The organism is Legionella navarrensis, from assembly GCF_052527415.1.
Genome location: NZ_JBNVZR010000008.1, coordinates 66,533 through 86,623 on the forward strand (window position 1 = coordinate 66,533; position 20,091 = coordinate 86,623).

The window sequence follows — 20,091 nt, forward strand, 5'->3', positions numbered from 1 at the left end:
CGGGATGGATCTCCCGGCGGCCTGTTCTTATCAGGATTTGCGGCTGGGTGTTGACGAGCTTGCTCCGTGAGGATCGCCACGAAACGAAAGTCGACGCTGAAAGAACCTGGACATCCCCGAGCCGCTGGATTTTTTTTCCGGGCAGGATGAAGACTGCGCGGCAGCGCGACTGTCGGCATTCAGTAATGATGATTTTAGCTGATTGAGCTTATCCATCATGCTCAAGGGGTTTATTTTAACCGGATGGTTGCTGTGATCGTATTGATTGATTACCTTGGTTAAATAAAGCATGGTACTGTTGAATTCTTTCAGTGGAGCCTGGATCTGAGTCTTGTCCAGCGCCGATAATCGGGTCTGTGCCCAGTTCATTAATACATCCGTAATCTCTGCAGCCGGCCTGGTTCGCTTACCCCAGACCACACCGGGTATCACGCCTCTGTTTAAGAAATCTTCCTTAAAGTCTGTCATTGTTGTGATCAAGTCCTCTGCGATGTTTTCAGCGGATTCACTCAGGTTCAAAACGTCCATTTTTTCTCTGGGCTGGATTCGGCATGAGCGGGCATCGCGCTCTTTGGCCGAGCTTATGACGTAGTCGTTAAAATATCCTGGTAAATCGCTGTGATAAACACTCGAATCAAATTGAACAATCTGAGCTGACTGCTCCAGCGGCTCCAATGCTTTTCCGCACATTGCCAGCCTGTAAACGGGTGTTTCGTTTTGCCGGGCGAACTCGTAATCCTTTGCAAAATTACACACAGGAGACAGGCTGTCTGCTTCAACGCGGATGGTTTGCCGTATCCATTTTTCGTTTCCTTCAGTAATGAATTTTTTCATTTCTTTCCAGATAAGCTGTTCATGCGGACTCCATTCTGAAAACAGACTTTTCAGGCGGGATATGGGAGGAGAATCTATTACCTGAAATACCAGTTTAAAATGATTCAAATCACGTGGCATGTCGCCATCTGATGCGTAAAGCTGCTGAGCCAGCCGCAGCAGGAATTTTAATGCTGACTGCCTTTTTACAGGAGCATCAGGCTTAAGGACTTTATAAGAAAAATAATCAAATAACTGATCAAAATAACGCGCATTTTCCGATATAACCGCCTGGCCCTCTTCCGATTCAAATGGATGGGTAGACAGTCTTTGATACCAGGATTTACCGTGTTTTTTAAGCTCGCCGGCAATCGTATTGATAAGACCTGCCTGCTCAGAAGAGCCTGCAGATATGGCGTCCTGGACCAGTTGTCCAAATGACAGTTTTTCCTGATTAAACACACTGTGGCAGGACAGGGTCATTAACGTTTGCCAGTTTTTTAATAATTTCGAATTGCAAAGGTGTGCTCTCCTGGAAATCAGCATATCTATCGATTCATTCAACTGACGGCCGAGCTCTCCAAGGCCGCTGTCGTTGCTGGCATTCTGTTGTTTAAACGATCCCCATTGCTCCCAGACTGGGTTTTCTGGGTCATAAAACAAAGCCAGATTACGGCTTATCAGCTGCCAGACCAGATAGTTGGCAAATAACTTCTGGTAGTGGTCAAAGGATGGGAATAACGAGTTGAGATGCGTTAGTAGATCGTTTAAGGGCTTGCTGTTATGCAAACCAATGGCGCAGTATTTCAGCTGTATCAAATCCAGGTTTCGTTCCGAATCAACCGTGTCCTGACCGGCGCAGATTAACCACAGGCTTGACAGCAGCTGCCTTGGTTTTTCGCTGTCTATATGCGAAAAATCCGGTGTTATGGGTGGGGGTAAAACCGCAAACAGGCCGCCCATGCTGAGTGTTTCGAGAAAGCTGGTCTGCAGCTGCTTTTTTTCCTGCTGAAATTTATATTCCTGAGCCTGCAGAATGGGCGACAGCACGGTCTGGGCATCGTTAAGCAGGCGGATATTTTTTCGTGAATTGAGCAGCAGCGTTTTTAACTGGTCGTCTGCATCGATGTCCGCGCCCAGGCAATGGGAGCAGAATGTCTGTAACAGCTTATTGTATTCGCATGGATCCTGGCTAAGTAACTCAATCAGATTTTCCCGATAGCTACTGTCCCTGCGCGGCGACGACGAGTCGCAGCTGCTCTGACTGCTGCTGGACGTCAGAGAGCCGTTTGAATCGCTGAGCACCGGGCTGGAAGAGGACGCAAGCGCACCGCGATCATTGGAGCTTAACAGTGGAAAGGTATCTCTCATCTCTTTTCTCTGGGTGGCCAGAACCTCTTCGTCGGGCAGATTGCTCAGTTTGATTTTTGACAAATCAATAGACCTTAAAAGAGAGTGGATAAGCGGGCTGCTGGTCAAATCGTAGGGGGTTTTTTGCTCTGCATTCGCCAAAACACGATTAACCCCAGGTTCGTTCATCAAGGTTTGAATCCAGACTGTGTTATCATTGACGACACCCACATGCAGGGTAGTATTGCCATGTTCGTCCTGGGTATTTAACAGGTGAGACAGGCGTTTGCTTATTTTTTCCATAAAAACAGGATCTAAATCCGGTGTTTTAGCTAAATAATGCAGTACAGTCTGACCGAAATTATCAGGAATATCGCAGAGTTTGATTAAGCCTTCATGCTCTATCATCAGTTCAATAATTTTTGTTTTTTTATTGAGAAGAAGATGATGAAATATATTCTGACCTTCTGAGAAGGTTATTCTGGAGAAGTCTTCTCTGTTTGTTTCAAATAATTCAATTAGATTTGCTGCTGTTGTTTCTGGTGAATTTCCATTGTTAATTAAAGCGATTATATCTTGATTATTCATAACGTTATTCCTTAATGCGTACAAATGTATTAAGACAGCTGCCAATCGCTTACAATTTATTCCTTATTGTTTTGTTTATGCGTTTTCAGTTTAACTATAAGCCACTAAGGTGAAATAATAGTCTATTTTTAGAGCAAACCGCAAGTATTTTTCTTATCGAAAAACTGGCTGGATTGTCTTTTAATGTAGTATGATTCTCTTGGAAGTCAGACGCAGCCTGCTCTTTACTCATTTTTAAATAAGGAAAATTTTTTGTATGTCACGTGAAAAAATACTGGTTGTATCTTCCAATTATTATAAGGATTTGTCTGCTATACAGCTGGATAGCTGCCGCAAAATACTGGATCGCTCTCCTTATCTCTTCGACCTTGAAATAGTCGACGCAGGAGCCTATGAAATCCCTGCTGTTATTCAGTATTTTCATAAAAATAAGCCGTATAATGGATATATTCCTCTCGCCTTGTTGCTGAAAGGAAGCACCGATCATTATGAATTTATCTGGGAGCACGTGAAATCCTGTTTTATTCAGTTTGCAATGGATGGAATTTTGATTGGCAATGGCATTATTTCAGCCCCCAGCATGGAGATTCTACGTTCGCGCGTTGAGAACAACGAACGGGTTGAAGAAGCATACCGTGCTGTTGATTATCTGATTCGGATGCAAAAACGCCTGAGGGGCGCTTAAAAAAACGTATCGTAAACCCGGCTCATAATAAACGGCTAATCGATGCCAGTCCCGGTGCCTTGTCAAGATTAAATACAGGGGTAGGGTGGGTAAAGGAGCGACAGCGACGTGCCCACCATGGTTGTGCGCTGTGCCAATGCCTGGTGGGCACGTCGCTGTCGCTCCTTTGCCCACCCTGCCTCTGCGATCCAGGCGCTGACCGATACCTTAAGGCGCGGGATTTGTCGCTTTCAAAAACGCGTCAGTCGTGTTCACCAGACGTGGAGCATCTTCCACTGGCATGATCAGTCGTGCAGCCTTTTCTGAAAAATCGATTTTGCTCATATCAATAACGCGCAGGGTCAGGTCATTGTAGGTGCGATAATAAAACATCCTGTGCGTCAGGTCCTTGAATACGGCCCACTGGGTGATGTCAGTTTCGGTCTTGCCGTTTTCCGTTGAGCGCACGTATCCAGCCGGCAAATCCACGTTGTTCATGATGTGCTGAGCCAGATTGACCAGTGCGGTTGCGTCCTTCACTTTGTATACGTTGGCTGCCATAAACGCCAGTTTAACAAAACGGGACGGTGGTGAGGCATCACCAGGCAGACCGAATGCGCCAGAACCCTGACCGGTGGCGGAATAGGTCATGCCTCCCTGGGTAACGGCCTGAGGAATGTCTGATGACAGATTAATGTAGTTACGTAAGTTAGTGACGTGCCAATCGTATCTGGGGGCATTGGTCATAATACCCATGCTGTCGAACACGTTGATTTTATCGTTATAAAACTCAACGACGATTCCCTTGCCGCTGGCATCGCGAATAGTGGCATGAGCGGGCAATACCGCGTCGCCGATTTGAGGAATCACCTGTGTACTGACGTAGACGTTTTTCAAGGCCTCTCTCACTTCGTCCACGGTTTTGAAATTACTGAGTATCCAGTCACCAAATACAGAATAGGGTATGGCCTGCGCGTCTTTCCCTTCTGGAATGGTCTGATACTGGGTTTCACCTGGCAGGTACAGATAACCAAAGGACATACCGGCTTCGTTCATACCATCAAAGCTGGCGTCAATGCCGAAGCCATCAAGGTACAGGTAGCCGTATTTTGATTTCCAGCTCAGACCCGGTCTGTTGTTGGGTGTGGTTGTTTTAAACTCACGGCCTCGGGGTGAGCTGCGCAGGTTGGATTTCAGATCAGCGCCGAACTCCATGGTGCGGGCTACCATCATGGTGCCGTCTTCCGCTGTCAGTTTGACGTCGCTGCATCCAATAGCCGGGGATGACAAAGCCAGGCATAGGGAGGTGACGGCCAGTAAGCGATTAACAGGTAATTTTTTCACGGGTTCTCCAGGCTGATTGAATGGATGTACGGCACAAAGCATGTCATTTTATACCGGCAAATACAATGAGCAGCTCATTTTTTAACCATTAATTGACATTAATACTTGAAAAACAGAGGTATAAGCTGCAAAATTCAGTAAATTTTTAAGGAGCTGATCAAGATTAAAATCTCTGTTGTCGCCCCCATGTTTAATGAAGAACAGGTTATCGAGACCTTTCTTGAAAAAACAATTGATGTGTTGCGCACCCATTTTGTCGATTATGAACTGATTCTTATCGATGATGGTTCGACCGACCACACGGTGTCGCGCTGTGTCGCCTATATTAAGGATAATCCAGCCATCCGCCTGATTTCCTTCTCGCGCAATTACGGTCACGAAATTGCATCAACCGCGGGTTTTGATCATGCTACGGGCGATTACGTGATTTTGATGGATGCCGATTTGCAGCACCCGCCTGAGCTGATCCCGGAAATGGTCAGCAAAGCCAACTCGGGTTATGACGTGGTATGCGCGGCGCGCAGTAACCGGGAGGAGGAGTCCTGGCTGAAACGGGTAACCTCAAAGGCGTTTTATGGCTTCGCCCGCAAAATGACGGGATTTGAGTTAACTGCCGATCAGGGGAATTTTCGTCTGCTCAGCCAAAAGGTGGTGGAGTCGCTCAGGAAGATGAAAGAAAGCAATCGTCACTTGATTATGATGTTTGCCTACGTTGGTTACAAAACGGCAACCATTTCCTATCATTGTCCGCCCCGTATTGCCGGAAAAAGCAAATACAATCTTTTTAAGCTCATAAATCTGGCTCTCGATTCCATTATTGGTTTTTCGGCCAGACCGCTGAGAACCATGTCGTTTATATCGGTGTTTATCAGCGGAATCATGATGTGTTATGCCGGTTTTATCCTGATTCAGAAGCTCTTTACCCATCAACAGCTGGCGGATGGTATTGCTTCGGTTATTTTCCTGACATCCGGTCTTTTTTCCGTATTGTTTCTGTTTCTGGCCATTATTTCGGAATACATCAGCCGGATTCTGGTCGAGACCAAAAACCGGCCTTTATACAACATCAAACAGGAAATCAGCTATGACAGCATTAATCGGCCTGATTAACCGTTTTTCCAGTTATCTGGCCGTTGGTGCCATTAATACCCTGCTCTGTTTTCTACTGATGTATCTTGGTCATTTGTGGGGTATGAATTATCTGTATTACACAGCCTTTGGTTACCTGTTTACTATCGCGTTCAGTTTTTTCATGAATCTGCGCTTTACCTTTCAGGTCGAAGGACAGCTGATGAAGCGATTGACCCTGTTTGCAGCGATTGGCGTGTTTAATCTGCTGCTGGTGGAGTACATTGAGTTTACCCTGGTTGAGCGCTTTGATTCCGGTAAGATTTTCGCGATTGTCTGCGGCATGACCTGGAACGTGCTGGCCGGATTTCTGGCCAGTAATTTCCTCGTTTATCGACGGACGCCAGAGGTCAGCTCATGAGTAAGGCGATTATTCTCTGTGCTGATGATTATGCGCAGAATGCAGATATTTCCGCCGGTATTTTATCACTTATCCGCCAGCAGCGGCTCAATGCGGTCAGCTGTCTGGTCAATGTACCAGCCTGGCGCGAACTGCAACAGGAGCTGACCTCCGTGCAGGACAGTACCTCTATTGGTCTGCACTTTAATCTGACGCTGGGCTCCGCGCTCAGCTCCGCCTGGCAGGCGCGCTATGGCACTTGTTTTTCGGGCCTGGGGGCGCTGTTGAAACGCTGTTATTCCGGTCAAATGGCGCGGCAGGTCGTTGAGGCAGAAATCCAGGCCCAGCTTGATGCCTTTTGCGAGGCAAGAGGAGCCTTACCGGACTTTATTGACGGGCATCAGCATGTGCATCAACTGCCCGTGATTCGTGATGCCTGGCTGAACTGGTATGCCAGGCAGCAGCCAGCGCTGTTCTTTCGCAACACCAGCAACGGTCTGACCGATTGCCTGGCCGGCTGGACCGATTTTCCGAAGCGCCAGGCCATAGCCCTGCTGGGAGGAATGACGTTCAGACGCCGTCTGCGTCAGCAATCCGTTCCCGCCAATCAGAGCTTTGCCGGTATTTATGATTTTACCCAGGCTGAACATTATCGACAGTATTTCCGCCGCTTTCTGGCGATAACGGGGGATAAGGGCCTGATTATGTGTCATCCGGGGTATCCCTCCTCCGATCACGAGGATCCTTTAAGCCCATATCGTCAGCATGAATGGCAATATCTGCAAAGTGATGCGTTTTGTCAGGACATGGCGGAAGCGGGCTGCCACTTACAAAAAAAATCAGCAGTACAACCGGATGCGCCGATTCATGTCTGATACAGCAAAACAATATGTTATAAACGGGGTACGGCGGAGCTATCTGATTGCTGGCCTGATGTTTCTGCTGGTATGCCGTCTGCTGACGATGGGGCTTATTCCGCTCAATGACACCACCGAAGCACGTTACGCAGAAATTGCCCGTAAGATGCTGGAAACGGGAAACTGGGTCACGCCTCTGCATGATTACGGCGTTCCTTTCTGGGCCAAGCCGCCCCTGTCTACCTGGCTGTCGGCACTGTCCATGAAGTTTTTTGGCGTGAACGAACTGGCGGTGCGCCTGCCCAGTCTGCTGCTCTCGCTGGGGGTGCTGTGGCTGGTCTGGCGGGTGGCCAGAAGCCGCGCGAGTGAGGTCGGTCTGAATGCTGTGCTGGTGTTGTCGACTTGCGCATTTTTTCTTTTGGACGCCGGAACAGTGATGACCGATCCGGCCTTGCTGTTCTGCATCAGTTTAAGCATGGTGTCTTTCTGGCTGGCCGTTGTCGAAGACCAGCGCCTGTGGGGCTATCTGTTTTTTGTTGGACTGGGTCTCGGGTTGCTGGCCAAAGGTCCCATCGCGCTGGTGCTGACCGGGATGCCTTTGTTTTTCTGGGTGCTGCTGCGCAGACAATGGCGAAACCTATGGGTCAAACTGCCCTGGATCACCGGCGGCCTGCTGATGCTGGCCATTTCCATACCCTGGTATGTACTGGCCGAGCGGCGCACACCGGGTTTTCTTAATTATTTTATCGTTGGCGAGCACATCAAGCGCTTTCTGGAGCCGTCCTGGCAGGGCGATAAATACGGTTTTGCTCATGTTACGCGGCGCGGCATGATCTGGGTCTATGCCCTGATAGCCATATTACCCTGGACTGGAAACGTGCTGCTGTCCCTGATTCGCTACCGCAGACAGCTGCCGGTCCTGTGTCTGGATGAGCATGGCTGGGTCAGTTATCTGATGCTGTTTGCGCTGATTCCCCTGCTCTTTTTTACCTTTGCCCGAAACATTATCTACCCTTATGTGTTTCCCAGTCTGCCGGCATTTGCGCTGGCCTTTGCTGAACTGGCGCAGAGGCTGAGTTTATCGAGCCGGGTTACAAGACTGTTTCTGACTGCGGCATCCATCACGGGCACATTGATGCTGGCTGCACTGTTATTGTTTGCAGAGGAACCTCAGTGGGTGGCAAAGTCACAAAAACCACTGGTCGCCCTCTGGAATACAGAAGAGCCTGCCGTGAACAGTCTATTGATTTACTGGGCCGACCGAGCTCCCTTTTCCGCACAGTTTTATTCCCGGGGGCGCACCAAAGCAACGCTGGATCAAACGGAATTGTGCCGATTACTGGCAGTGCATCCGGGCAGTCATGTAGTACTGAACGCGAAAATGCCCATTCCATTTCCCTCTTCCATTCGGGCGCATATGAAACTCCTGGCATCCATCCCCGTTTTGAAGGAAACATTGCTGCTTTTTCAAACGGAAAATGTGCGTTGCTGACGTCACCATGGCTACCGCTCAGGTAACCTGTAAGCAGCTTGCCATACTATAGGTGATCATTCATAATGCATCATGTCCTTTTTTATGTCCAAATACCATGCCTGAACAAGCCCTGATTATCTCATCCGCCAATCAACTGCTGAAACAGACTGATCACTCCATTCGCCTGAATGAGGATGGTATCTGTTCGGGCATCGCCTCGGTTTATATTAAATATTTCCTGTCAGGGAGGGAGTCTGATTATTTCAGGCTATGTCATAAGCTGGCTAATCCTCCCGCGCATTACAGGATTGGCGATGATGAAGAGCTGGATTACTTCATTTATGAAGTTCAACTGGCCTTTTCACCCAATACATTCATCCTTGGAGCCAGACAATCGTCTCTGGAAAAGTTCCTGACCATCGAGGGACAACCTATAAAAAATGAATTTAATTTTGGCTTTCAAACCACTGATAGTGTGTGGACTACATTCTTTGATGCCATTAAAAATAATGGCCGCGCCTATTATATTTCATCGATGGGCCATGCCATTGCTCTGTCATGTGAAAATAACCAGTGGTCTATCGTCGACTCTAACTATAATTTAGACAGCTTTACCGACACCGGAGCTAAAAACAAAATAATCGTTTTAACTGCCAGTGAGCTTATTTTGGAGCTGAGAAGGGTTTTTGGCTACAAAGCCGACGAAATGTCGGGATTTTCTATTCGCTGCTTTGCCAGTCCGAGGCAGTTAAAACAGGGCCGCTATCCTCAAAAACATGATTTTTGGCCGAGTGAGGCAGTAGAGTCAGTTGCGTCAAGCTCTAATGACCCGATTAAGGATAATAAATCGTTTAATTTTGCTGCTGAAGCCTATGATTACGATACCATCGATACCATATTTAAAAACAACCGCGTCACGCGGATTAATTTATATCATGCTCTCGTCTATAATCCTGAATTCGTGCTTCGCAACTTTCATCAGTTTGATGCCACCTTTCAATATGAGGCGCTTGTTATTACAGCCCAGACAGCACGGACTGATTTATTGAAAAATACCGTTACGCTGTTTAAAGACAAAAGCAAGAATGAATTAAAAAGCCTGTTAGAAGCCAATAATCCCTCACTCCTGGAAGCAGGCGCGCGCTCTCTCAATCCTGAAAATCATGATGTTATTCTGGATCTTTATGATTACGCCGGGATCCATTTCAACGAGTTGTATAATTTTAATTTTTACCGCCTGCTGAAAAAAATAAGTGGCCATGGTCAGTCCAGCTCGCTTGTGCGATTGACAGCAATCCCCAGGTTATCAGTTAATCCAGAAAAAATCGTTGATTATATTTTTTCTGCTGCCGTTAAAAATAACAGCAGCACCCTGCGGTTCTGGCTGAAAAAGATCCGAGGAAAAACCGGGTTGCCAACGCTTAGCCCTAAGCTTGTTCTACGTACGAATCTTGTTAATCTGAGGCTGCTCCTGAATCATGGCTTCACAGTTGAGCCTGCTCTGATAGCACATGCCATGAAGCAATCCAATCCGCACATAATAAAAGAGCTGGCCCTGCACCTGCCCGATTCTGCCTGGAAAGATTTCATTATTCAGGTTATTGATAAACAGCCTGTTTCAGAACCCATTGCTTTATTTGCAGAGCATGATGGGTTGTCCGCGTTTACCCTGCTGGCGCGTTTTGGAGAGAATCAGTTAATTCAGGATAATCTACCTGATGTTATCGAGGAGGGGGATAAAGAAAAGGCCTTAATAACCGCCATGGAGCTTGGGAATACGGCATTGGTTTCTCTACTGATGAACCTGGGTTGTCAGACGGGCAACGACACCAAATTCCGTTTACTGGAAGACAACCTGAAAGCAGGGAATACAAACATAGTTGATGCGGTTATTGCATCCAGACCTGAAGCCCGGGAGTTGTTTAAAAAGGAAAATCAACAACTGCTGATGCTGTTACTTGCTAATAAAAAAAATCAGCTGTTTGTGGAGTGCTGGCCGTTATTGGCGGAAAAAGAGCAGGATCAGCTCCTCGCTAATTCTTTAAGCAGAGGGAATCTGCCTCTATTTGATCTCATTGGCAGGCATTATGATCTGGATACCGTGGGTGCCTCACTGTTTGAACGCCGATTACAGCGCTTCGATTCCACCCTGGATCCTTGCAATATTTTTCATGCCTACGTGCTTTTTAAGCGAGTGAGCCCCCCACACATCAAGCGCGTATTAGATAAGTATCATCGCCATGAACAAGGATCGCTGCTGCCTGCGTTAAACGCCATGCTATTATACAATATGCCTGATTTCGCAGCAGCTTTTCTTGAGCCCGGTTATTTGACCCCGGAAGATCACTATCGGTTACAGCTGCAAACGATGCAATCCGGTCGTACGGATAACCTTGAATTCCTCATCCAACACTGCCCTGCACTGTTAGAGAATCTGGATAGTTATCGGCGACTGGCTGAAGAGGGTCATTATGAATTACTCGCCCTTTACCTGAAGCAACATCGCCTGAGTGATACGGCTACGCAACTGTTCCTGCTGGATCATGCTATGACACGCAGGGAATCTCCTTTACTGACGCTCATAAAAGAGATGGTATACATCCTTGCCAATACGCTGGATCTGAATGAGCACATTGAGCGCCTGCTCGACTATGCGTTTGTAACCGATGATCGGCGCCTCTTTCACATGCTGCACAGCACAGGCCTTTTGAACCATGTTTTACCCGCCGACTTATTTATCAGAGCCTGTCGTGAACACAGTCTGCGGATCAGCAATGAACTGCTCTCTCAGCCAATATCCTTTGCGAATGAGCAGGAAATAAAAAAATCGCTGCAAACCTTATTTGCAGATTTAAACATGAACCAGATTACGGAGCTGGTTTATGAAAAAAGCTTAAATCACCTTTCTGCTTTTATGGCGACGCATCATTACAGCCCTACGTTCAGCCAGCTGAATCTATCGATAGAAGATATGGTGTTCGACGAGGGACTTTCTTCTTCTACGAGCCTGCGTCAGCTGGTGATTGCCAATACACTGGACGGCGCGGATGAAGCACACGGCAGGCAACTTATTGATCAGTTAAACGCGCCACGCCCACTGCATGAAGGCGGTCTGGAGCTTATCATTCAGCATGCCAGTCAACCGGTTTTTTTACGGGCGCTGATGAAGCCATACCCCTTTAATGACATCATCTCCCTTCTGATTGAGCGTGAGGACTGGCAAGTCCTGATCGTCTTGTTACAAAACAGGGAGATGAGCGACTTATCAGATGATCTGTTGCACAGGCTGCTGCCCCATGCTGATTCGCTGTTTATCGAGCTGGTCGATTATACCATGCAACGTTCTGACAAGGATCTGCGCGCCGGGCTCAATGCGCTGTTGCTGGACAACAGTCGCCTGATCCTTGCCAGAGTGTTTGTAAACCACCGCCATGCCCTGCAGCAACTCATCATGGAAATAGAGCAGCAGATGCGCCTGAATGGCCGATCGTTAAAAGCGATCTCGTATCGTTACGACCTGGCGGAGTCACTCATGGCCATGGACAGGGCCATAAAGGAAATGGAACCCCGCATCACGCACTTTATTCAACAGGTTAATGAGCACGATCATTTATATGCTTTGTCTGGCAATGAGACCCTCAGGGCTGAACTGATGGCCATCAAAGCTGATTTAGATGCCTTTGAATTATCTACACACTATTTTGATCAACAGGAACAGCTCAGCCACTTATTCGAGGCTCTCAGCCTGACGTCAACCGAGCCGCAACAGCGTAACTCCCTGACAATGGAGGATAGGGATGATACCTCGCTGGAGAGTGACGATGAGCGTCCTGTTTTGCAGGAAATAAGCGCCCCTGAACCCCTGATGCCAGAAGACAAATCGAATCCGATGGTCGAGGAGCTCAAGAGGGTGATGCTGGCGTATATTGAACAGCGAAGGCAAAAGCGAGACCCAATTTTACCCTTCCAGTTTAACAAGGCAGACAAAATCGATGCAGCAACATCGGTGCTTAAGCGGGTATGCTCAGAAAATACTCCAGACCATGACTTTATAACTCACAGGCAACGGGCGGCCTTGCATGATGGGCAGCTGTTCAACGCCCTTAATGGTGTAACAAGCCAATATCACTTTCAATCCGTTCATGATTTTATTGATGAAATGAACCGGCCTGCGCTCATACGTGCCTTACGAGCTTACCAGGACATGCGAGCACGGGGCGATGAGCGATATCATCCCGGCTTTTTCAGGCAATTTACCAAAACCGAGAAAATCAATGCCGTTAGCAAACTGCTGGCGATACTGGAAAACGAACCGGTCAGTCAAGGTGTCAGTGAGCGTGATATTAATGCCCTGAAACAGGGTTCTCTAGGGCGCCTTATCAATCGCCATGTTAACGGACGATCGTTTTTTCTGCGCGTACAAATGGATCATGCCATCAACAATCAGACCGTATCGTTGTCTCAGGGATAGTGCGCAACACGGGGGGGTGGATATCAGAGTGATACCGTTGATTATTATCCCTTGTTCCCGGATTACGGCTTCGCCTAATCCGGGCTACGTGCTGGACAATTTTATATAATTTGCCTTTCCCGCCTGCGCGGGAATGACAGCCCGGAGTTTTTGTCCAGTACAGAATAAAATACCTAAATTGTAAAGTTTGTTAATGTTTCGTTAAGAAAAGTATGCTTATACTTTACGTGCTTTACACAAATGCAACTTAACAAGGAGTATTAACATATGAAAGCATTAGGGCGTTTTTTGCTGGGCGTTGCCTACGCAGCGGTACCTGTTTTGGGATGGTATATGTTGTACAAAAGTTTCAAACGCGTTAAATCCGACCAGATTTCGATGATTCAGGACGTCAGCGGTCAGGTGAGGCTGATTGAAGAGGGGATCTGGTTTCGCCCCTTTCCCGGCGACAGCTTCGGGCCGGTTTTTAACAAAGCGGTGGATTTCATTGATTTTGGGCCGATCAAGCGTGTGCGCATCAAGGCAAATGAACTTGCCTATAAAACCGATGCCAACGGTCAGCTGGTCTTGCTACAGCCAGGTATTCATCTGATTCATGCGGCTCAAAATGAAACCTTTGACCGCCATACTCAGATTAAAGACAGACAGCAGGATATAAACGATTTCGGTGCCAAAATAATCGTTCGTATCCGTGAAGGGTTTCTGGGGGTTAAAACCGCTGCGGACGGACGCTACATTGAGCTGCCACCGGGCATACATGAAATTGACTGTGCTGCCGGTGAAACATTCGACGCCGCCACGGGCATACAGAACATAGGCCAGGATGACTTTGTTCTGGGCAACAAACGCTACGTGACCATCCGTAATGGTGAGGCAGGAGAATGTTATCGGAACGGTATTTTTGTGTATCTGGAGCCAGGAACGCATGTTTTGCCTTCGACGGATCGCTTTGAAAAAAAAGTACCGGTAGATACGGACGTAATTGATCTGGGCGCTCTGAAAGTCGTGACCGTCAAAGAAGGGCAGGTGGCCTTTGTCAATACCGAGAATGGTGTTGTTGAGCGAGGGCCAGGCAAGCACTTGATTAGCCAGACAGAAGGCAATTATTTTAATTCCATCATCAACACCTGTCCTCAGGGCATACGTCTGCCTCCTCTGACGGTGATGTGTGCGGATCAGATTGAAATGCGCGCCGAGTCGGTTCTGATTTTCCATGTTGAAAAGCCACTTTTAACCGTGGGTCTGGGTATTGATCGTATTGTTGAGTTTTTAAAGGTTTTTGCCGATGGTACTCTGCGTACCATTCTCAGTCGTTTCAATTCATCTGACATTGCTCCTTCTCTGCACGTAGATGATGATCATCACAGCACCATTCGCAGCAGTAAACTGAGTGATTTACACAAGGAATGCGTAGAGGCACTGGATGAGAAAGCCAGGGCCTGGGGATTATGCGTAACTGAGCTGCAGATTACCGAAATTCTTCCGGCGGACGAGGAGTATCTGGCTACGATACGTAATCTGGGCTCACAGCAGTCAACGGCAGAAGCCAATCGCCGACTGGCGGAAAGTCAGGCCGCCATTGCGCAGATTACGGCAAAAGCGGGAGAGTCCAAGGTAATGGCTGCTGAGATTGAGCAACGGGAAGGCATTGTGCGGGCAGAAACCGAAGCCCGGGTCCGGGCGATTCAGACCGGAGCCGAGTCTGATCAAATCATGGCTAAGGCGCGAGCCGAGGCCGAAGCCATTACCAGCGTATCGACTGCCGAAGCCCATCGAATCCGCCTGTTGAAGGACGTGGCTGAGAATGCACCGGCGGTCATTCATGATTTGATGCGCATCGACGCACAAGGAGAAATCATCAAGCAGGCGCGTAACCCGGTATTTGTACAGCCAGGTCTTGGCGATACCAGCTTCTTAACGAAAGAGAATAACGGAATGACCTTCTTCTCAACGAAAAAAGACGGAAACTCAATCACCGACGCCATTGTGCTGCAGGCCGGAGGAAGTCAGTTGAATCAGATAACGTCTACTGCGAGCATGCTAAACTAGTACTGTTTCCATTTAATTTTGACAGGTAGCGATATTGCAGGCGATGCCATTACATGTCGTCCCCGCGCAGGCGGGGACGACTGCTTCCCGAACCAGCACTGGAGCTCTATCAATATTAAATCCCAGGGTAGAGTGAGCATATCGCTGCGCTCCTTTGCCCACCCTGCTCAGGATTTTAATTTAACTCTAAACCCGTTATCCTGTAGATGACGGGTTATTGTTCTGAGTGAAGCAACATGTCGGCGAGACAACAACTATTTTATTATCTACCGGAACAAAATTCCCCAACGCAATATAATCTTGCCCGTTATTTACAGGAAGCCGGCTGGCTGCCTGGACCCTCACCAGCAGATTTTTCCATCGCGCAACTCGATTTTCATGAACAGGCTGCGCTCTGTCTGGAATACAAACACCTTCTTGCTGAGTTGATTGCCGCGCAGAACCCGGAACTTATGCCGCTGACCTTTCGCATTAATGACCATAATTGGCCGCAGGTACTCGGCAGAATTGCCGCTTCTCTTCCACATCTGGATCGTTTTCGCTGGATTCTGAAACCATCCATGCTCAACAATGGGCAGCACATCCATTTATTCCATGACCTGAATGAACTGGAGGCGCATTTTTCCTCTTCACAGCGCATGGGCGGAGAGCAGGTGCTGCAACAGTATATTGCAAGACCACATTTGCTGCGTGATCATCGCAAATACAGCATTCGCCTGTTTATGATCCTGAGCCACAAAGCCGGTGCCTGGCTGTATCCCAAAGGCTATTTTAATGTCGCCCGGCATCCTTTCGCCGGCGATAATTACGAGGATATCCGCTCGCATGTGAGTAATGAGCATTTGTACGCAGACGCGCCCAATACCATTCAGATCCCCTCGGAACGCTTCGAGTTTTTTCCGCCCTTGTATGCTCAGATAAAAAACATGCTCACCCAGCTCATCGCTGGATTGCGGGCACGTTATCCTGCGGCGTTTGACCCAAATCAGCCCGATGCTCTGGCGCTGTTTGGTGTTGATTTTATCGTCGACGAGCAGGGCCGCGTGTGGCTGCTGGAATGCAATCACGGTCCCTGTTTTCCCATCAGCGATGAACATAGTCTGCAAGCCCATCTTTACCGTGATTTCTGGCGCGCGCTGGTTAACTGCTTTGTGATACCCATGGCTAAGCCCAGCCCGGATGTTTCTCAACGCGTGGTGTTTTTTGATCAGCTGTGACAAATTTTGCGGCATTTGGCATGTTGTTTGCTAAACTAAAAGTGAGAGGTAACAAAAGGGGTCATACGCATGAACAGGTTGATTTTGCATCCCACCGAAACCAGTCAATGGTACGCTCTGGTTAACGAGGCTCAGGCCACAACGCGCCTGGTTCTCAATGAGAGTACGGAAAGCTATCTCGTTTTTCTGCTGATGCGCTTTGCGCAGGGTTCCAAATTGATGGAATCCGTTATTGCCCTTGACTTCCTCCACTCCATGAACGTCAGTGGTCAACGCCAGGTTGATCTGCTGCGCGATGTAGGAGACAAAAGCCTGTTGTTCTGCGGCCTGTTTCCTGGCATCGCCGAACGGCGCCAACTGAATCTCAGCTATTTTTCCGATATGGGGCAGTCTGCGTACCTGACCGTGGGTGAATTACAGGAAAAGCAGCAGGGTGAGTTGTACTTCCAGTTAAGCGCGCAGTTTTTAAACATGCAGGCGATTCTTCAGGCCATGCGTGGTGTGGCCGGGCCTCAGGATGTCGCGTCTATAACCGCCTGCTGCCCCTCAACCCGCACCCAGTGAGTTGGGGAACAGCAGGGCGATGTCAATGGCGTCAAACTGGTAATGCCGGTTGCAGAAATCGCAGCTTACGTCGACATGCCCTGTCTCATTTAACAATTCTTTGGCGTCTTTTTCGCCAAGAATGGTTAAAACCTGTTTCATTTTACTGACGCTGCAGCGGCATTGAAAACGTACGGAGCGTGCGTCATAGAGGCGTATTTCGGTCTCATGATACAGGCGGTGCAGCAGCACGGCGTTGTCCAGTGTCAGCAGTTCTTCAGGCTTCAGGGTCTGACCGATCATCAAAGCGTATTCCCAGAAATTCTCGCGCTCCACAATATTCTGACCCGGCATCAGCTGCAGCAGGAGGCCGGCTGCCTGTTTCTCATCAACTGCCAGACAGACATGCGTTGGTATCTGTTCTGACTGGGCAAAATAATGCATCAGATTTTCGCTCATGGCGGTACTCTGAATGGGTACGATACTTTGATAGGTCTGCGTTTGTTTATCCTGACTGATGGTCAGAACCATCTGCCCCTGCAAGAACGCCTGAGCATATTCTTCGGTGCTCAGATTCTCCTGATATTTGGCAAAGGCGCGCATATGCAGCTGGTGATCACATTGAACCAGGAGCAGGGGCAGGCGACTGTCCCCCTGAAACTGCAGGCTGAGATCCCCTTCAAATTTGATGCTGCCGGTCAGCAGCAGACAAGACACAAGCGCCTCGCCCAGTAATTGTCTGATCATGTCAGGGTAGGGGTGCTGGTTCAGAATACTGGTGTAGGTATCGCCTAAATGAGCAATTTCGCCGCGAATGCTGGCATGTTCAAACATAAAGCGTTGCAGGGTATCCATGGTGATCGTCAGGCCTGAAATTTAAAAGGAGCCATGATATCACATTATCACTTTAGCGTGTCAGGCAAACTTAAGGCTGATTGGAAGTCCCCGCCTGGGCGGGGACGACAGGATAATTCCATTTTGATGAAATCGCTTGTCAGTTTCACTTAAAACCAAACTGAGTGGATTCGCCTTCGCCATCTATTGCCGCAGCCGAAGCCGAATCAGGATTGACACTCGAACCCGGTGCAGATCGGCGGTCTGGCTGATAATCATTTGAGACGGATGCCTGACCCACCCTTTGGCTGACCGGTTGATATGACTGACGCTTCAACGCAGAGGAGCCGTATAAAGGTGCAGGTGAGCTGTCATCAATATCTTGATGGCGCGCAGCACCAACAGACCTGTGCTCTTTGCGCTTATTGTCGAAAATCCAGCCTATCCCTGCGCCAGCCAGGCTGCCGACAATGGCAACAGACACCCCGATGCCGATGACAGCCGCCAGACCCAGACCAGCCGGGGGGAACATGGAGATCAAACCCAGTGTAAGAACCCCAATGCAGACAAAACCCAGGAATCCCCCCATCATCTTAAATATATTGTTGTTCAGGAAAGATGCATAGATGCCTGGTCTCTGTTGGATTTGAGAATCGTGGTCGTACTCAAGGCGATCACGGTTGCCATTGACTGGCATCTTCAGTCCCAATGTGTTGAGGCGATCATGCAGTATAGGAAGGTATGTGTTCTCTGACCTGTTTTTATGCCTCTTTTCGGGCGTGTCAGCGAGAATAGCCATGAATCCTGCCGCCTGCATCAAATAAACTACACCCAGCTTATCATCCAGCATGGTGACATTTGCAGGGGCGACTTTACGATAATATTCAGGCGCTTCGATACCAACTACGCCGAGTCCTTGAATGCCTTCAGTCAACTCCATCTCAAGCTGTAAAGAATCGACGGCCATCAGTGCCTGAAAAAATTTGTTATCCCCTTCTCTCAGTAATGCATTTGTTTGCAGAAATGGCAATACACGAATAGTCAGAGTTGTCTGCCCTAATTGAATCTGAAACCGGGCTTCTGGATTGATTTCAATCTGACCGACAAATTTGCCCCTTGTGTCCGTTAAACTCAAAACAGATTGGCCACTGGTGACGTCATGGTCGTATAAGCCGTACTGGATTACGCTCATGCAGTCATCAATCTCTTGTTCCGAGCACTGTTCCAGAGGCTTGTCAGCGAAAGTCGTAATGCCCAGCGTGTGCAGCTGAAACCGTACACGGGCAGATCTTTCGTCCGGTAAGCCGGGAATCTGATTCAACACGCCCTCTACACCCTTGGAAATACTGGGATTGACGGGCGGATTTGCTGAATAATCAATGCCGGCATTCCTGATGGCAGTATGGGCATTGCTTTCCGCGCCATCGATATTGCCCGTGGAAATAATACCCCACGGGTGACCATTCGATATAATCGCACGAAGCATTGGGGTCATTTGCTCTTCGTTCAGGAGCTGATTTTCTGGTAAATTATGACCATCGCCAGGAACCAGGGTGGAATCTCTGTCGAACAGAAACAGACGCACAGGTTCAGAGGAGCTGTGGGCGCGGTGATCCAGGTAATGCGGATTATTGTTTGCCATGGTAGTGAACTAAGCCTTATGGTTAAGAGGGTTAGCCACATTGTACATTAAATAGATTAAGAAATTATTAAACCGTCAATATGTTCCTGGACCTCGAATTGCCTCAAATTAATTGTTACCTACGCCCTAATCAAAAAAAATGCAATCGTGAGCAGCGTTGTTCCAGCAACTGGAGGTATTTTTCCTGCATGTGTTGCGATAAAAAGCTCAACCCAATCAGTTTTCGCCATTCGGGTATGCTTTGATGAAACTCTTCAATGATGCCATCGATTACCTTAGGAGCGAGTTCTAGTTTTTCTTTGGCAAAATAGTTAAGAAAATCATGTTGGGTTAAATTATTTTTTTTCCCATTCAGAGGCAGCGCAATTTCTTCCTTTGTATTTTTTTGGGCAATAGTTGAGTTTAATAAATCATAGGCAGGTGACATGGAAACTTTCCCATCCTGAGTAATCAGAGAAAAATTTTTTAAATGCATGTCTTCATTTTTCCTCAATCGTTACAGCACCCACAACATCCTGGCCAACCAATACCAATTGAGAAAAACAGTCATTTCTATCTATTTTATATTTACGCAGCAAGGCTTCAAGCATAATGCCTTCTGGAAGCAGGCCTTCAAAAAAGGGGGGAATACGTCAAAATCATAGCGTTTATTTTTTAATGGCATTGTCAGTGCCCCCCCTCCCCATCATGAAGAAATCATTGTCCATTGATTTTCGTTGACAGGCTAAAGGTAGAATAATGTTTATTAAAACCCAAAAAACAAATCTATAATGACTA

At 47.9% G+C, this 20,091-nt stretch carries 15 protein-coding genes; 9 read left to right on the plus strand and 6 right to left on the minus strand.

What is annotated here, in order from left to right; translation table 11 throughout:
- Positions 1-30 precede the first annotated feature (30 nt).
- Positions 31-2,751, minus strand: coding sequence for a RasGEF domain-containing protein (locus ACQUTA_RS06570; RefSeq protein WP_444987426.1), 2,721 nt, complete (start codon positions 2,749-2,751; stop codon positions 31-33).
- Between the two features lie 256 nt (positions 2,752-3,007).
- On the opposite strand from ACQUTA_RS06570, the gene ACQUTA_RS06575 reads away from it, so the two are divergent.
- On the plus strand, positions 3,008-3,436 hold the full coding sequence (locus ACQUTA_RS06575; protein WP_444987427.1) for a 6,7-dimethyl-8-ribityllumazine synthase: 429 nt from the start codon (positions 3,008-3,010) through the stop codon (positions 3,434-3,436).
- 207 nt (positions 3,437-3,643) lie between these two features.
- Here ACQUTA_RS06575 and ACQUTA_RS06580 read toward each other — a convergent pair whose 3' ends face one another.
- Positions 3,644-4,759, minus strand: a complete 1,116-nt coding sequence (locus ACQUTA_RS06580) for a linear amide C-N hydrolase (RefSeq protein WP_444987428.1) — start codon at positions 4,757-4,759, stop codon at positions 3,644-3,646.
- A 168-nt stretch (positions 4,760-4,927) separates the two neighbouring features.
- Here ACQUTA_RS06580 and ACQUTA_RS06585 point away from each other — a divergent pair, with 168 nt between their 5' ends.
- The 8 genes from ACQUTA_RS06585 (at position 4,928) to ACQUTA_RS06620 (ending at position 16,859) form a co-directional block, all read left to right on the plus strand.
- Positions 4,928-5,869 (plus strand): glycosyltransferase family 2 protein, encoded by a 942-nt coding sequence (locus ACQUTA_RS06585; RefSeq protein ID WP_444987466.1) that lies wholly within the window; start codon positions 4,928-4,930, stop codon positions 5,867-5,869.
- Positions 5,844-6,248, plus strand: coding sequence for a GtrA family protein (locus ACQUTA_RS06590; RefSeq protein ID WP_444987429.1), 405 nt, complete (start codon positions 5,844-5,846; stop codon positions 6,246-6,248). Before ACQUTA_RS06585 ends, ACQUTA_RS06590 begins: the two co-directional genes overlap by 26 nt.
- Positions 6,245-7,102, plus strand: coding sequence for a ChbG/HpnK family deacetylase (locus tag ACQUTA_RS06595; protein WP_444987430.1), 858 nt, complete (start codon positions 6,245-6,247; stop codon positions 7,100-7,102). The genes ACQUTA_RS06590 and ACQUTA_RS06595 overlap by 4 nt, the downstream gene beginning before the upstream one ends.
- Positions 7,095-8,576, plus strand: coding sequence for an ArnT family glycosyltransferase (locus ACQUTA_RS06600; RefSeq protein WP_444987431.1), 1,482 nt, complete (start codon positions 7,095-7,097; stop codon positions 8,574-8,576). Before ACQUTA_RS06595 ends, ACQUTA_RS06600 begins: the two co-directional genes overlap by 8 nt.
- 97 nt (positions 8,577-8,673) lie before the next feature.
- Positions 8,674-13,029, plus strand: a complete 4,356-nt coding sequence (locus ACQUTA_RS06605) for a hypothetical protein (protein WP_444987432.1) — start codon at positions 8,674-8,676, stop codon at positions 13,027-13,029.
- A gap of 267 nt (positions 13,030-13,296) precedes the next feature.
- Entirely contained in the window at positions 13,297-15,078 is a 1,782-nt protein-coding gene (locus ACQUTA_RS06610; RefSeq protein WP_444987433.1) for an SPFH domain-containing protein, read from the plus strand.
- A 236-nt stretch (positions 15,079-15,314) separates the two neighbouring features.
- Entirely contained in the window at positions 15,315-16,295 is a 981-nt protein-coding gene (locus ACQUTA_RS06615; protein WP_444987434.1) for a YheC/YheD family protein, read from the plus strand.
- Between the two features lie 69 nt (positions 16,296-16,364).
- The gene (locus ACQUTA_RS06620; protein ID WP_444987435.1) at positions 16,365-16,859 is read left to right on the plus strand and encodes a hypothetical protein; all 495 of its coding nucleotides are present in this window, start codon (positions 16,365-16,367) and stop codon (positions 16,857-16,859) included.
- Here the strand turns inward: ACQUTA_RS06620 and hslO are convergent.
- From hslO to ACQUTA_RS06640, 4 genes are all read right to left on the minus strand, one after another.
- Positions 16,842-17,693, minus strand: a complete 852-nt coding sequence (hslO, locus tag ACQUTA_RS06625; RefSeq protein WP_444987436.1) for an Hsp33 family molecular chaperone HslO — start codon at positions 17,691-17,693, stop codon at positions 16,842-16,844. The two genes, ACQUTA_RS06620 and hslO, sit on opposite strands and share 18 nt — an antisense overlap.
- Before the next feature lie 145 nt (positions 17,694-17,838).
- Positions 17,839-19,314, minus strand: a complete 1,476-nt coding sequence (locus ACQUTA_RS06630) for a hypothetical protein (RefSeq protein WP_444987437.1) — start codon at positions 19,312-19,314, stop codon at positions 17,839-17,841.
- Positions 19,315-19,444: 130 nt separating this feature from the next.
- Complete coding sequence (locus tag ACQUTA_RS06635) at positions 19,445-19,789, minus strand: HipA domain-containing protein (RefSeq protein WP_444987438.1); 345 nt, start codon at positions 19,787-19,789, stop codon at positions 19,445-19,447.
- Between the two features lie 4 nt (positions 19,790-19,793).
- Positions 19,794-19,904, minus strand: coding sequence for a hypothetical protein (locus ACQUTA_RS06640; RefSeq protein ID WP_444987439.1), 111 nt, complete (start codon positions 19,902-19,904; stop codon positions 19,794-19,796).
- Positions 19,905-20,091: the final 187 nt, after the last annotated feature.